The organism is Lachnospiraceae bacterium GAM79, assembly GCA_020735665.1.
GTDB lineage: Bacteria > Bacillota > Clostridia > Lachnospirales > Lachnospiraceae > Coprococcus.
Genome location: CP085928.1, coordinates 2,168,214 through 2,180,016, shown reverse-complemented (window position 1 = coordinate 2,180,016; position 11,803 = coordinate 2,168,214). Strand labels below are relative to the sequence as shown.

The window sequence follows — 11,803 nt, the reverse complement described above, 5'->3', positions numbered from 1 at the left end:
GAGAATGATCTATGTTTGAAGAATTTTATGAGATGTACGAGCCCGAGGAGCAGGAAGTGGTCGCTCTGATCAATCGCTGCATCGGGGGCGGATATAACAACAAGGGTGGCTTTTGGCAAATGACCGTTGTGACGCTGGGCATGGTGTTCTGTGACACCGGCAAAGTTACCACCAAAGAGGAGCGGCTGGAGTGGCCAGTCACAGACGAGGAACGAAACAGCGATAAGGGCTGGGAACGCTTTCAAAACGAGCAGATCTGCCGCCTGAAGATCCGCCGGATGAAAGAAGAATGGGCAAAGGATTTGGTGGCGTGGCCCTGGTGTATCTCCCAGGTGGTCAAGGCCCATGAGGACTGCCCGGAACTTCAGACCGTTCTGGACGAGTACCACAAGCCGGTCGTGATCCAGGACCAGGTGCTGGGAGAACTGACACTGGACAAGGACCATGATGTCTTTGAGGGTGAGATCCAGTGGCGCGGAAAGGATGTGCTTCTTTCCCTTGAGGTCAATGCCGAGAGCAAGCCCTCCTGGACCCGCGCCCGCAGTGCCGCCAAGAAGCTGCTGGCCGACTGTGAAACCTGGGACAAGGCCATGCGAGAGCTTGCAGCCAAGAACCTGACCGGGCTGGCCAACAACTGGCTCTCTCAGGATGAGGAAAATCCCCGTGATCCGGAAACAGACCCCATTACGGAGGAAGAACTTGCCCGGCGAATCAGCATGACCAGCCTGTCCGTCACCTCCGGCGGCAGCTTCACCGCTTGGTTTGACTGCGACGAGATGTTCACCGACCATGCAGTGACAGTCTACGGCTCCTTGAAAAAGGGCCTCAAAACTGCCAACATTGAGGGGTAAGGAGGATAATATTATGAAACTGAACTGTAAACGCATTGATTTTACATATACACCCGGCGAGGAAATCTTCAACTTTCCCGAGGAATCGGGACTACCCTTTATCTTCGATGTAGAGGAAGAACTGACCGGCGATCCTGCTGCCATGGATGCGGTGGGAGAAATGCTGGATGAGGCGGAGAAATTGGCGGAGAAGGCCAAAACCGCCATCAAAGCGGCGCTGGCGGACGAGGACAGTCGCTACCATAGCGTTGTGACATTTTTCATGGAGTTCCACCGGGACGATGTAGGCTCAGATATTGCGGCGGAACTTTTTCCGGGAACAGCCCCATCCAAGCTGTCCTTTGCCGAGATGGTGGACTTTTTGAAACTCAAGCGGTTTGGTAGTCTGGTGGATGACGAAATGGATCAACAAGTGTTCATCATGGATCTGTCCTTCAACCCGGAGATCACAGACGAGCTGCTGGTAATCTACTTTGATTTGAACAAGGATATTTTCTGTATTACACATGAGAGCTGAGGAACGAAAAAGAGAAAAATATCTGCCCACACTTCTGATCCAGCAGATCCGCCTGCAATGGTATAAAGACTGCCGGGGAGGAAACGCCGCCGCACAGCGAAACCAGTATCCCAGAGCGATGCGGCTGCCGAAAGACTTCTTCTCTTATTATTCCTTTGGCCTGCCTACACACTTTGTATCTATCCTACAGAGGCCCGATGGATTTCAGATCAATAAGGACTGTCGCAGGCTGATGGAATGGAAGCTTAATGGCACAATGCGGGTTCACTCTTTTGAACTGATTCAGCAGGAGTCCGGAATCCAGGTGCGTTACCGCTATGATTGGCATATTGGTGCGATGCCGGAGCGATATACCTATGATAAGACCGGGCAAAAACAGCCCCTCAATGAGCTGGCACTGGATTTGATTCCTGGTGATTATGGTCGGGCTATCTGCAATGGGAGGTTTCGAGACTGGGACACAGGGATCTGGTATTATGTGCTGGACATTTTGAATGTGATGCCGCTTACAGAACCCACCGACGCATTGACCAGTTTTATGGACAGAGAACCGAATATGATATATACCCAGATCGACCGGCTGTGGTGATGAAAAACAGGAGGATAACCACATGATTTCCACAAAAGATTTATCTGGCCTTCCCAATGCGGAGCGCCTGAAAAACTTCTGCAAAGGGCTGGCGGCTTTGGACATCATCATGGTGGAGGAGGAATGGAGCTTCATCCGCCACTATACATACAACCCCGCATGGCGAAAAGGCAAGGAGGCATTCTTTGCCACCGATGGTAGCGACCAGAGTATGATTGTCCTATTCGCGCCCGAAGGCTGCGTGATTAACGGCGTGGATTCTGAACTCTACGACTGGGAGGAAAAACTTCCCCGTATCGAAGACCTGACAGATGGGATGCCCCCTGCTTTGCAAAAACTCATGAGCAGCCGTGAAGTCAAAAAGATGAAAAGCACCTTCTGCGTCTGGACGGAAGATGGCACCACCTGGAACTGCAATCCCATGGACGGCGAGGATGCATCCAAGGATTTGCTCCCCACGATTGATGGCAATCCACAGACCTATGTGAAGTATGGAAAGTGGTTTTACCCAGCAGACCTGCCTTTGGAGGCTGTGCGCCAGCTTGCTGATGGGGGGCCGGTAACAAAAGAACTGGTCGCTGCACTGAACCCCAAGCGCAATGAATGGGAAGAAATCAAGGCGGGCCTGGACAAGATCGGGTATCCAAATGAACTTTGATTCGCAGCAGACAGGAGGTGAATTGAATGATCAAAGAACGCATCCCTATCTCTGGCGACCTGGGCAGCAAGGTCAAGCAGCTGATGGAGTACGCCGGATGGCAGGAAGGCCGCAGTGTGGATATTTCCATTGCGGAGAAGTATTACGCCGATCATGGCGTCCCGATGATGAAGACCACCCAGCGGTTTTACCGCAAATATTTCGGCCTGTGCTACGAGTGGTACCTGGCGCAGAAAAAGCTGAAATGGGCGGCTGACTTTGAGTTTGCTCTGTTCCCTTACCTGGTCAACGGAATTAAAAACCATTTGGAGGACGCCTATTTCCGGGATATGTCCGGCTGTGAGCTGGCGGAGATCGAGCAGGCAGCTGGTCAGAAGTGCCAGCCCATCGGTCACATCGGCTACTACTACCCGGCAGAGGTTTGGATCTCGGAGTATGGGAAACTGTATGCGAAATATGAGTACCAGGATGAGATTGAGTGCTTTCCAGATGTGTTTGCCCTGATCGAACGGGAACTGCGGCAGTGCAAATTTGATTCCGCTGCCATGAAAACTGTGGAGGCACTGGACGAAAAACTATGAAACAGGACTTTACGATTTGGCGCAATCAAATATTGCAGAATCCACGGGACATTTTACCGCTGAAATTCGGAATGTCGCAGGATGAGGTCATAGAAATCTTCGGGAATCCCGATGCCGTTTCCACCATGAGAAGCGACGGGAAACCTTTGATTCTCAAATATTGTGACATTGAACTGCATTTCGATAGAAAGGACCCTCATGAACTCTACTTAGTTTACAGCGACGATGAGATTGAGTTGAGCATCACAGCCGAGCACGGAGAAATGCTCCAACCGCTCACCAACACAGAGCCGGTGGACAACGAATTTTTCCTTCGGGATGGAGCGGTCTATTTCTCCGGTCTATATGAAAACGGCTTGTTGAAGGGTATTGCGCCCAAAGACTTCTGCTGTTGGCATTACTGGGGAAAATCCTCTACGGCCTGCTTTCTCAGCGGGATTCGCCTGCGTGGAGCAGACCCGGCGTCGTTTCGGGTGTTAAACTATGCCTACGCGATGGATAAAACAGCTGTCTACACCACCAGCGGGAGAATACCAGATGTAGAGCTGGCAGCCTTCCAGGTATTAGACAACGGCCAGAACGATTCGGGTGCGCCCCAGGGATATGCAAAGGACAGCCGACAGGTCTACTTCCACAACGGAGACGGCAAGGTGAAGATCATCAAGGGCGCGGAAGTTTCCTCTTTCCGCTCGTTGGGTGATACCTATTTTGCCAGAGATGAGAAGCGGATCTATGCCTACGGCAAACAGCTTCCAAAAGCAGAGCTGACTTCCTGGGAGCTGCTTGGGCACTGGTATTCCCGCGATGCCAAGCGGGTGTACTACCTCAACCGGGAGATCAAGGGGGCGGATCGGGACAGTTTCACAGTCTGCACTCCTGTGGATGCGGCTCCGCTTGCCGATCATCTGGCCCGCGACAAAGACCATTTTTACCAAAATGATGAGATAATGGAAGAAACGCTGTGGCTGGAACAGCTTCGCAAAATGACCCAAGAACCGTAAACGGAGGAAAACGGCTATGGACTATTTGAAGATATTACATGAAAACCCTGATTTGGCGGATGAATTTGATTCGCTGTTTGACTTCTTCCTGCTGGATGAGTTATCCCCGCGGGATGACGCAGAAGGCCGATGCACCTTTTCCCTGCCCGGCATGGCCTTTGCCAGAGATGGCTCCGGCGGAGAATACCACCTGTTGGAAGATGGCTCCATTGGATATTACAGCAGCGAAGGGGAGGCAGGCCGTCTGGCCGAGAGCATGGACGACCTCTTTTCCCTGCTTGTGAGCTGTATCTGCTGGCACGACTGCTGTGACACAAAGCAGTATGTAGATTCCAAAACATTGGAGGAGTATGGGCAGAGACAGCGCAACTGTAACTTGGAAGATATGGATATGGACAGCTTGCAACAGGTGTCTGATGCCCTCGGCATCCCTAACGGTGAGCCGCTGGCTCCGGTTCTGGAGCGGTTCCGCAAAGCAACCCAGCGTGAGCCTCTGTATCAGTGTATATTTCACGAGGACGACGGAAGCCTGACCGAATCATACGGTTTGATGTTTGAATGAGAAAGGAGAAATCACGATGAAAGCATTTGACCCCAATTACAAACTGCTGGACGAGATGTATCAGGACAATTACTATCCTGCTTTTTTGGTAGACAAGGTAAAGGACGAGCTTCAGAAGGTCATCGACCTGCTGGAAAGCGGCGAAACCGACACCGAAGTGGTGCAGGAAACACTGGACGAGGCGGTCTGCGGCATCAATGATCTCCAGGAGGAGTTTGACGAGCACGACAGCGAGATCGAAACGGTGGCACGGGAATGTATCGCGGCAACCGTGGCCTACATTCTGGAGTGGTTTGGCATCCCTATTGACACCGAGGAGGCCATCCGGGAACGGGACTGGTGAGCCCTATGGCAGAAAAAGAACTGGCCCTTAGTGATGAGTGCGGCAGCCTGTTTTTCAAAGGCTCCTCACAGATGATGGGGCTGTGCCCGGAATGTGCCCATATTCTCTATGGCTACCCGAATTGTGGCCATCATTTTCAGGATGGCCGGTGTGTGAACTGCTACTGGGATGGCTCAAAGAGTCTGTACATCAAGAAACAGAATCAACAGGAGGAAACTGATATGCCTATAACTGAATGGCTGAACAAATACGAAGCAATCAAGGATAAACTGACCTGTAAAGATGACTTGGAGGCCCATTTCACAGAGAAAGTGATTGGGAACATGGCGGTGGATGTACTGGACATCGGCGCCGTCCATTTCCCCACCGGGCAGATCTTCGCCTGTGATCCGCTGGTGGAACTGGAGGACACTCTGCCGTTCCTTCAAACGATCCCCGCCGGAACTTATCCCGTGAAAATCTGCGTGGTACCCAGCGAACAATACGGCGACCGCTACGCCTGCGTCAAGGTGGAGGTTTCTCAGAAGAAGCCTGTCCGCTATGAGCTGGGCATGGTGGGCAACGAGGAGTTGGACACGGCGCTGGGAGATGACGACTACTTCGGTTTCGGCGTGGATGCCGGGATGGGGTGTATTGCGGACATCCAGACCCAGGCGGCCTTCAAGACATACTGGGCCAAGCGGCTGGAGGTGGACCCGGACATCGACCCCTACAACGACTTGTTCTGTGACTTACTGGAGGAAAACGCCCAAGCCCACCCAAAATATCAGGGGGACTACGGCGACTGGCTCAACTGGACGGTGCCGGACACGGACTGCAACCTGCCCATCTTCGCTTCCGGCTGGGGTGACGGTTACTATCCCGTCTACTTCGGCTATGACGCCAAGGGCGAAGTCTGCGCCGTGTATGTGCGCTTCATCGACATTGAAGCCAGTTACAAAGAGCAGGAATAAGGAGGCACGCTATGGAATTACCAAAACGGGCGCGGACAGCGGACTGGGAAAACGGTGTCCTGACCTTAGACGGAGAAAAGAAATTTGAAATTCCGGAGCTGACCATGGAACTCATGGAGCGGCTGGCCGGTTACAGCCTGGTGGGATTCCATGTGAAAGATTATCCGGCGACGGATGAACTGCTTGCCCCCTTTGCCGGGCACAAAAGCATGGTGAATTTCGGTGTGGAGGACGGCGCGCTCACTGACGCCTGTTTCCCCGTCTTTTCCGCTATGCCAAAGCTACGCTATCTGCTGTTGGACGGCAATTCCGCCATTCACGGCAGGGGCCTGTCCGCCTTGCAAGGCTGCAAGCTGGATCTTTTGACCCTTAACCGCACCGGGCTGGATGATGCCGGTCTGCTCCAGGCAGCCTCCATCTCCAAACTCTCCCACATCCAGATTGACCATACCGCTGTGACATACGAGGGCCTGCTGGCCATCGCCGGCAACAACTATATCAAGCCGGTGGCCCATGTGCAATTTGCCAAGGAGCAGATGGAACACTTCTCCCGGCTCCAGCGGGAAAAGGCCAAAAAGCCCGTCCAGCTGGATGAACAGGCGGCGGCGGAATGTCGCAGAATCTTGTCCGCTTTTTTTGCCGAAATGACAGAATGGGAGCAGTATATGGAGCAGGCCGGGTTTGAAGATGCTGAGGCGGTGCCCCGCCTGCTGGCGATCTGGGAGAAGTATGTGAACGAAAAGCCCCGTCCGGGCTATCGACCTCTGGGCCTCTCATACAGCGCCCAGGGCACCTACAACGGGGAAGAATTCCTTGACGCAGAGCAGATCACCAAAAACAAGCTCTACATCTACACCAGGGAGAAAAACATCGGCTTTGACCGCCGCTTTCTTATGAAGCGTGTGGGCGAAGGCTGGAAGATTGATGCGGTGCAGGAGCGGCTGAACGGCTGGCAGCGCACGGAATTGTGAGGCATCACATGGCTTGGGAATATGAAACCTTTGGCCCGGACGGTCAATGCAAATTGTTCGGTGTGAACATCTTTGACTACGACTGGCAAACCACCGGCAAGCGGGTAAAAATCAAAGACCCCATCTATCACCAAGACCATACCTTCGAGGTCTGGCAGGTAGAGATTGATGGGCAGATCCACCGCTTTGCTGCTGGAGAGTTCTCCAACTGCGTATGGGGATTTTATTTAGAGAAAGACGGATGAAAGGAGTGTGTGGGCGCATGAGCCGAATCGTCGATAAACCCTACTTTACATACAGTGCATACAACGCCCTGACCTCCGGCATTCAGGTGAAATGCCCCAAGTGCCACGGCGCGGGTGTGGTGACAGCGGATGAGGATAACGCCTATTTCCGCTGTTTGAGTTGCGGCCATCAGGAGACCCGTGACCGGACGATTTACCGCTACGATGTCCATAACCAGTGCAAAAACTGCGGCAGGTACTACCGGGTGGATATTGAAGATGAGGAAAGGAAGCACTTTTCCGTTCTCCATGTGGCCTGTCCCTATTGTGGAACAACCATGTCGGGAGAAGTTCATAAAACAGCAGAGGCTTTCTCCTATATTGCTGATATTCAGGACGGACGAGAACCTTATTTCGGCCTGGAACTTTGGTTTTTGACCTCCTTCCAGGGTAAGCCAGTCTGGGCCCTCAACCGGGAGCACCTTGCCTATCTGATCAACTATCTCAGTGCCGATTTGCGGGAAAAGCCGATGGGAAGAGCGAAAATGACCCAGGCTGACCATCTCCCCACCTTCATGAAAACCGCAAAGAACCGGGAGCGGATCGTGAAACTGCTGAAGAAGTTACAGGAGGGATGAGGATGGAGCAGAAAGTAATTTACAACGGCCAAATTCTTACTCTGACTCGGTTTTGGGCAACAGGAGAGCCTTGCCTGTGGATCACCGACCCACAGCAGATCGGAATGCCTAAAATGGAATTTGTGGGAGGCCACCCGGACGAATACTGCATTTTCCTGAAGAATCTGACTGAAACAGAACTGTCACAGATCACATCTCTGGACGGCGCTCCACTGGATGTGAAAGAAGAACGAAACGACATCGAATGAGGAGAACACTATGAAAGACCTTTGCCAATACGGAAACCGACCGGAGGACGAATGGGAAATCTTGCCATGGATACCTGATCCGCGCCCGCCCTTCAAAATTTGGGCGAAGCTGGAGCAGATCGCGCCATTCTTTCTCATCCCCCACCACCCCTATGCGATCTCCCTTCTGCTGAAAATCAGTGACGGGTTCCGGACAGAGGAATTCCGACGGCTGGGACTGATTGGCAACAGCGAGGACTGGGAGCGGCTTGCCCGGGGCGTGATCCAGGAGTTCGAGGAAAATAACAGCGGCGTGGATCTGTTTCACTTCGACTCCGACGAAGATGTGTTCTGCGTATACTCCCAATACATCGATGACCTGATGCTGTTGTCCAAAATGATCCGAGCGGCCTGTGACAATGAAAAAACGATGCGGACTTATCTGGGCAAAGGAGAGGTGGAACATGAGAAATAAGGAGCAGGAGTTCGTATGGCAAAAAGTAATAGAAGCCTGCATGGAGACTGTGAAACACCACTTCGATGACATCCAGCAGGCCATTGAGTTTGGCTGCTACATCCAGCCGGACAACTACTTTGTGTCCTACATCTTTGCCACCGATGCACAATTAGAGACGGCGCGGCGGAGCGGCCTGACGGAACAGATCAATTCCTATCACAGAGGGAAGCTGATAAAGCGTCATTACCCCATTGAGGGAATCAAGGACTGCACCTTTGCCTCCCAGGAGGAATGTGACCGGGAATTTGGCGGGAATTGGTATTATTATTTCAAATGATACGATGAGGGAATCGAGATGATCGAGTACATCAAACTTTTTTGGGAGGGCGCACCGGAGGGAGAACCATTGGTGATCCTCTATGAAGTGGATACCGGAAATGAGCGGCTGGCCCTCCGCTCCATTGACATCTTTAGGGACGGCTGCACCCGCAACATACCCGACCTTTACGATGGAGCTATTGAAATCACGCCCGTCCCCACTGTGGAGGAACTGAACGCCCATGTCTGGGGCGAGGAATTCCACGCCTGCGTCATAGAGAAAGCGGAATTTGAGGCCATCTGGGAAAGCCACACCTATGATGGAGCGTTAAAAGAATCAGGAGGGTTCTGATGAAACAGACAGATATTTATACCGAAGCTCTGACCTGTCTGCGCTCCATCCTTCTGGCAGACCATCCAGAATTTCAAAACTGGATTGACTGGCTGGAGAGGGATATTCAGGACTGGATCCAGCGCCATGAGGTTGCCCACCATCTTCGGGCATACGGCGGCATGGGCTCGTTCAATGACCTGCCCAGTATGCGTGGAAATCATGACTATATTTTCGGCTTTCTCAAGTCCGTGTGCTATGCCTTCGGCCATCTTTATGGCAAACGGGAAGGCATTTCTCCGGAGGCACTGATGGAGGAGTGTCTGCACGATGTAGAGGAGGCAGCCTATCACCCCCATAAGCCACTGAACCAAGCCATTGCCCAGCACTTGATGCAGGGCGATTTACAGGAAAACCTGGATGCTCTGTGAGGGAAATACAATGCATGACATGAATTTGGAAAAAAACCGCAGTAAAATTCAAACTGCTTATAAAGTAAGCCCCTTCACAAAGGGTACCTGCCCAGAACCGGAGGATGCTGTGAAACGATTTGAAAGCAGGTATACTCCCATCCCCGCAGAGTACCGCTGGCTACTTTTGAACTTCGGCGGCTGCTATTTGGCAGAGCCGTGGATTTTCACACTGAAAGAGTTGGAAAAAGCCTACCCGATTTTTCAAGAGGCTTATGAGGATTACATGAGCGAATATGACCACGGTCCCGCCTTTCCAATCGGAGGATTGGGTGACGGGAGTATCGTATTTATCGACTTGGAGAGCGGCAGAGTCCGGGGCTGTAACTGTGACTATGCCGATCTGAAGGAGATTGCCGAGAATTTTTCCAGCCTGCTCCTGGACCTTGTGGAACAGGCATTGGAACTGGGAAAACTGTGCAGAGAATTGTGAGGTAAGCGTATGGCAAAGGACATCAGGGAGTGCCTGCTAGAGCAGGCAAGAAAATTTCATCAGTGGCAGGAAATCACTTATCCCGGAAAAAACACCGAGGAGATTGGCGGTGAGTGGGAGGTCGATTACCCTGCATGGAATGATATTTTTGATGCCTTTTGCCATGTGCTGACCCAAATGGATGCAGAAACGGCAGACAGCGTCCTGCTGGATGAGATGGTCTATCTGATAGCCAGGGACAACGAAGCGGAGGGGGTTATACAGGAGACCACTTCCCATCCACAATGGTTTGAGTGCCTCTGCCGCAGGGCCGTAGCCTCCAATGAGAATGAGGCCAAGTGGCAGTTTGCCGCCTATCTGCCGGAATGCTCATGTAGTCAGGAAGTCAGGGATATAATTCTGAATTTCGCAAAGGACCCCAATGAATATGTGAGCCGTCGGGCGCTTTTGGCGATGCCCGCTCTGCGTCCTGACTGTGTGGAACAGTTCGCTCCGCTGTTTTGGGAGCGCAACTGTTACCCTCCTGAACTTCAGGAATACCAGCGGATCGCTGTTCTGGTCTCGCTGGATGTCATCCATTCCGACCTGCTTCCACAATACTTGGAACGGGCCAAGCAGGATGGCCGGAGCTATCTGCTGGAACACGCAAAACGAATCGAAGGAGGACTTGCCATGAACGAAAAACTGTCCCGTCCCCAATTCAATCAAATGGATACCACCGAGAAGCAGGCGCTGATGGAAAGCCTGGCTGCTCATTATGATATGACCTTTCTCGGTCTACATACCTTTGACCGTTGGGGTCAGAGCTGCATCACCGGCATCTTCGAGAAAGATGGCCGGGAGTTCGTCTTTGTCCCCGGCGATACCGTCACCTTGGGCTGGGAGCAGTTTGCCGTGGGACTGAATCAGGAGAGCCGGGAGGAATTGGACTATCTGTTCCAGGAGTGGGAGATGGAACCGCAGAACCCGGAGGAGATGATCCGGGAAAGCATGGCTCCTGTTCGGCAGGCGGCCATTGGACCCATGCTGGTGGGCCGGGAGCTGGAGGAAATTAACTGGGAGCCAGTCAAAATGGACGATCCCAGGCTGACTGCCCACCCTGACTGGCTGAAGGAATTCCGTGATTTTGCCTGGAGTGACAGCAGCAGTCTTACCTTGCATCAGTCGGCTCGCATAGAACGGACAGAAGATGGATTTCAGACCTGGATCTATAACCGCACAGACTACGATGCGCTTCTTGCCAGGCTGGAAAAGCAGGGGCTTTCGCTGCCCACGGCGGACGAGTGGGCCTACCTGTGTGGCGGCGGATGTCGGACCCTGTTCCCATGGGGAGATGGGTTAGACTACTCCATGCATCTGCACTGGTTTGAGGACATGGATGAGGATGAGAACCGGCCCTATGACATGGAGGAACCCAACTTCTTCGGCCTGTCCATCGCCTACGATCCCTATATGCGGGAAGTGGTGCAGGCTGATAGGCTTACCACCTGCGGCGGTGACGGCGGATGCAATATCTGTGGTGGGCTGGGCCCATTTCTCGGTTTCCTACCCTGTTCGCCTCACTGTAAGCCGGAAGTGCAGGAGGACAATGAACTAAACGGAGATTATGACTTTTATCGGCCTATCATTCGGCTGGAGAACTATGATTGACAATAGAAGCTTGATACGAAATAAAGAAA

19 protein-coding genes are annotated in these 11,803 nt (G+C 52.6%); all 19 read left to right on the top strand.

Features of this window, described 5'->3' with window-relative positions; all coding sequences use genetic code 11:
- The first annotated feature begins 11 nt into the window (after window positions 1–11).
- From LK416_09835 to LK416_09745, 19 genes are read left to right on the top strand one after another with little or no spacing between them, the layout of a single operon-like run.
- The gene (locus tag LK416_09835) at window positions 12–851 is read left to right on the top strand and encodes a DUF2262 domain-containing protein (GenBank protein UEA73960.1); all 840 of its coding nucleotides are present in this window, start codon (window positions 12–14) and stop codon (window positions 849–851) included.
- A gap of 13 nt (window positions 852–864) precedes the next feature.
- Window positions 865–1,368 carry a DUF2004 domain-containing protein gene (locus LK416_09830; GenBank protein UEA73959.1) on the top strand — a complete coding sequence of 168 codons (504 nt, stop codon included), beginning with the start codon at window positions 865–867 and terminating at the stop codon, window positions 1,366–1,368.
- Window positions 1,358–1,957, top strand: a complete 600-nt coding sequence (locus LK416_09825) for a hypothetical protein (protein ID UEA73958.1) — start codon at window positions 1,358–1,360, stop codon at window positions 1,955–1,957. Before LK416_09830 ends, LK416_09825 begins: the two co-directional genes overlap by 11 nt.
- A gap of 22 nt (window positions 1,958–1,979) precedes the next feature.
- Window positions 1,980–2,615 (top strand): hypothetical protein, encoded by a 636-nt coding sequence (locus LK416_09820; GenBank protein ID UEA73957.1) that lies wholly within the window; start codon window positions 1,980–1,982, stop codon window positions 2,613–2,615.
- A 26-nt stretch (window positions 2,616–2,641) separates the two neighbouring features.
- Window positions 2,642–3,196: an SUKH-3 domain-containing protein gene (locus LK416_09815; GenBank protein ID UEA73956.1), complete on the top strand. Its 555-nt coding sequence runs from the start codon at window positions 2,642–2,644 to the stop codon at window positions 3,194–3,196.
- A complete protein-coding gene (locus tag LK416_09810; protein ID UEA73955.1) occupies window positions 3,193–4,197 on the top strand; it encodes a DKNYY domain-containing protein in 1,005 nt (334 codons plus the stop codon). Before LK416_09815 ends, LK416_09810 begins: the two co-directional genes overlap by 4 nt.
- A gap of 16 nt (window positions 4,198–4,213) precedes the next feature.
- On the top strand, window positions 4,214–4,759 hold the full coding sequence (locus tag LK416_09805; protein UEA73954.1) for a hypothetical protein: 546 nt from the start codon (window positions 4,214–4,216) through the stop codon (window positions 4,757–4,759).
- A gap of 16 nt (window positions 4,760–4,775) precedes the next feature.
- Window positions 4,776–5,102: a DUF5713 family protein gene (locus tag LK416_09800; GenBank protein UEA73953.1), complete on the top strand. Its 327-nt coding sequence runs from the start codon at window positions 4,776–4,778 to the stop codon at window positions 5,100–5,102.
- A gap of 5 nt (window positions 5,103–5,107) precedes the next feature.
- On the top strand, window positions 5,108–6,055 hold the full coding sequence (locus LK416_09795) for a DUF4241 domain-containing protein (protein UEA73952.1): 948 nt from the start codon (window positions 5,108–5,110) through the stop codon (window positions 6,053–6,055).
- A gap of 11 nt (window positions 6,056–6,066) precedes the next feature.
- Complete coding sequence (locus tag LK416_09790; GenBank protein UEA73951.1) at window positions 6,067–7,026, top strand: RhsIA family immunity protein; 960 nt, start codon at window positions 6,067–6,069, stop codon at window positions 7,024–7,026.
- A gap of 8 nt (window positions 7,027–7,034) precedes the next feature.
- Window positions 7,035–7,271: a hypothetical protein gene (locus tag LK416_09785; GenBank protein ID UEA73950.1), complete on the top strand. Its 237-nt coding sequence runs from the start codon at window positions 7,035–7,037 to the stop codon at window positions 7,269–7,271.
- A complete protein-coding gene (locus tag LK416_09780) occupies window positions 7,268–7,888 on the top strand; it encodes a hypothetical protein (protein ID UEA73949.1) in 621 nt (206 codons plus the stop codon). The genes LK416_09785 and LK416_09780 overlap by 4 nt, the downstream gene beginning before the upstream one ends.
- A gap of 2 nt (window positions 7,889–7,890) precedes the next feature.
- Window positions 7,891–8,136: a hypothetical protein gene (locus tag LK416_09775; protein UEA73948.1), complete on the top strand. Its 246-nt coding sequence runs from the start codon at window positions 7,891–7,893 to the stop codon at window positions 8,134–8,136.
- A gap of 10 nt (window positions 8,137–8,146) precedes the next feature.
- Window positions 8,147–8,590: an immunity 51 family protein gene (locus LK416_09770; GenBank protein UEA73947.1), complete on the top strand. Its 444-nt coding sequence runs from the start codon at window positions 8,147–8,149 to the stop codon at window positions 8,588–8,590.
- Window positions 8,580–8,909, top strand: a complete 330-nt coding sequence (locus LK416_09765; GenBank protein UEA73946.1) for a hypothetical protein — start codon at window positions 8,580–8,582, stop codon at window positions 8,907–8,909. The genes LK416_09770 and LK416_09765 overlap by 11 nt, the downstream gene beginning before the upstream one ends.
- A gap of 18 nt (window positions 8,910–8,927) precedes the next feature.
- On the top strand, window positions 8,928–9,242 hold the full coding sequence (locus LK416_09760; GenBank protein ID UEA73945.1) for a hypothetical protein: 315 nt from the start codon (window positions 8,928–8,930) through the stop codon (window positions 9,240–9,242).
- Window positions 9,242–9,652 carry a hypothetical protein gene (locus LK416_09755; protein ID UEA73944.1) on the top strand — a complete coding sequence of 137 codons (411 nt, stop codon included), beginning with the start codon at window positions 9,242–9,244 and terminating at the stop codon, window positions 9,650–9,652. The genes LK416_09760 and LK416_09755 overlap by 1 nt, the downstream gene beginning before the upstream one ends.
- Window positions 9,642–10,124 (top strand): SMI1/KNR4 family protein, encoded by a 483-nt coding sequence (locus LK416_09750; protein ID UEA73943.1) that lies wholly within the window; start codon window positions 9,642–9,644, stop codon window positions 10,122–10,124. The genes LK416_09755 and LK416_09750 overlap by 11 nt, the downstream gene beginning before the upstream one ends.
- A 9-nt stretch (window positions 10,125–10,133) precedes the next feature.
- The gene (locus tag LK416_09745; protein UEA73942.1) at window positions 10,134–11,774 is read left to right on the top strand and encodes a hypothetical protein; all 1,641 of its coding nucleotides are present in this window, start codon (window positions 10,134–10,136) and stop codon (window positions 11,772–11,774) included.
- The last annotated feature ends 29 nt before the right edge of the window (window positions 11,775–11,803 follow it).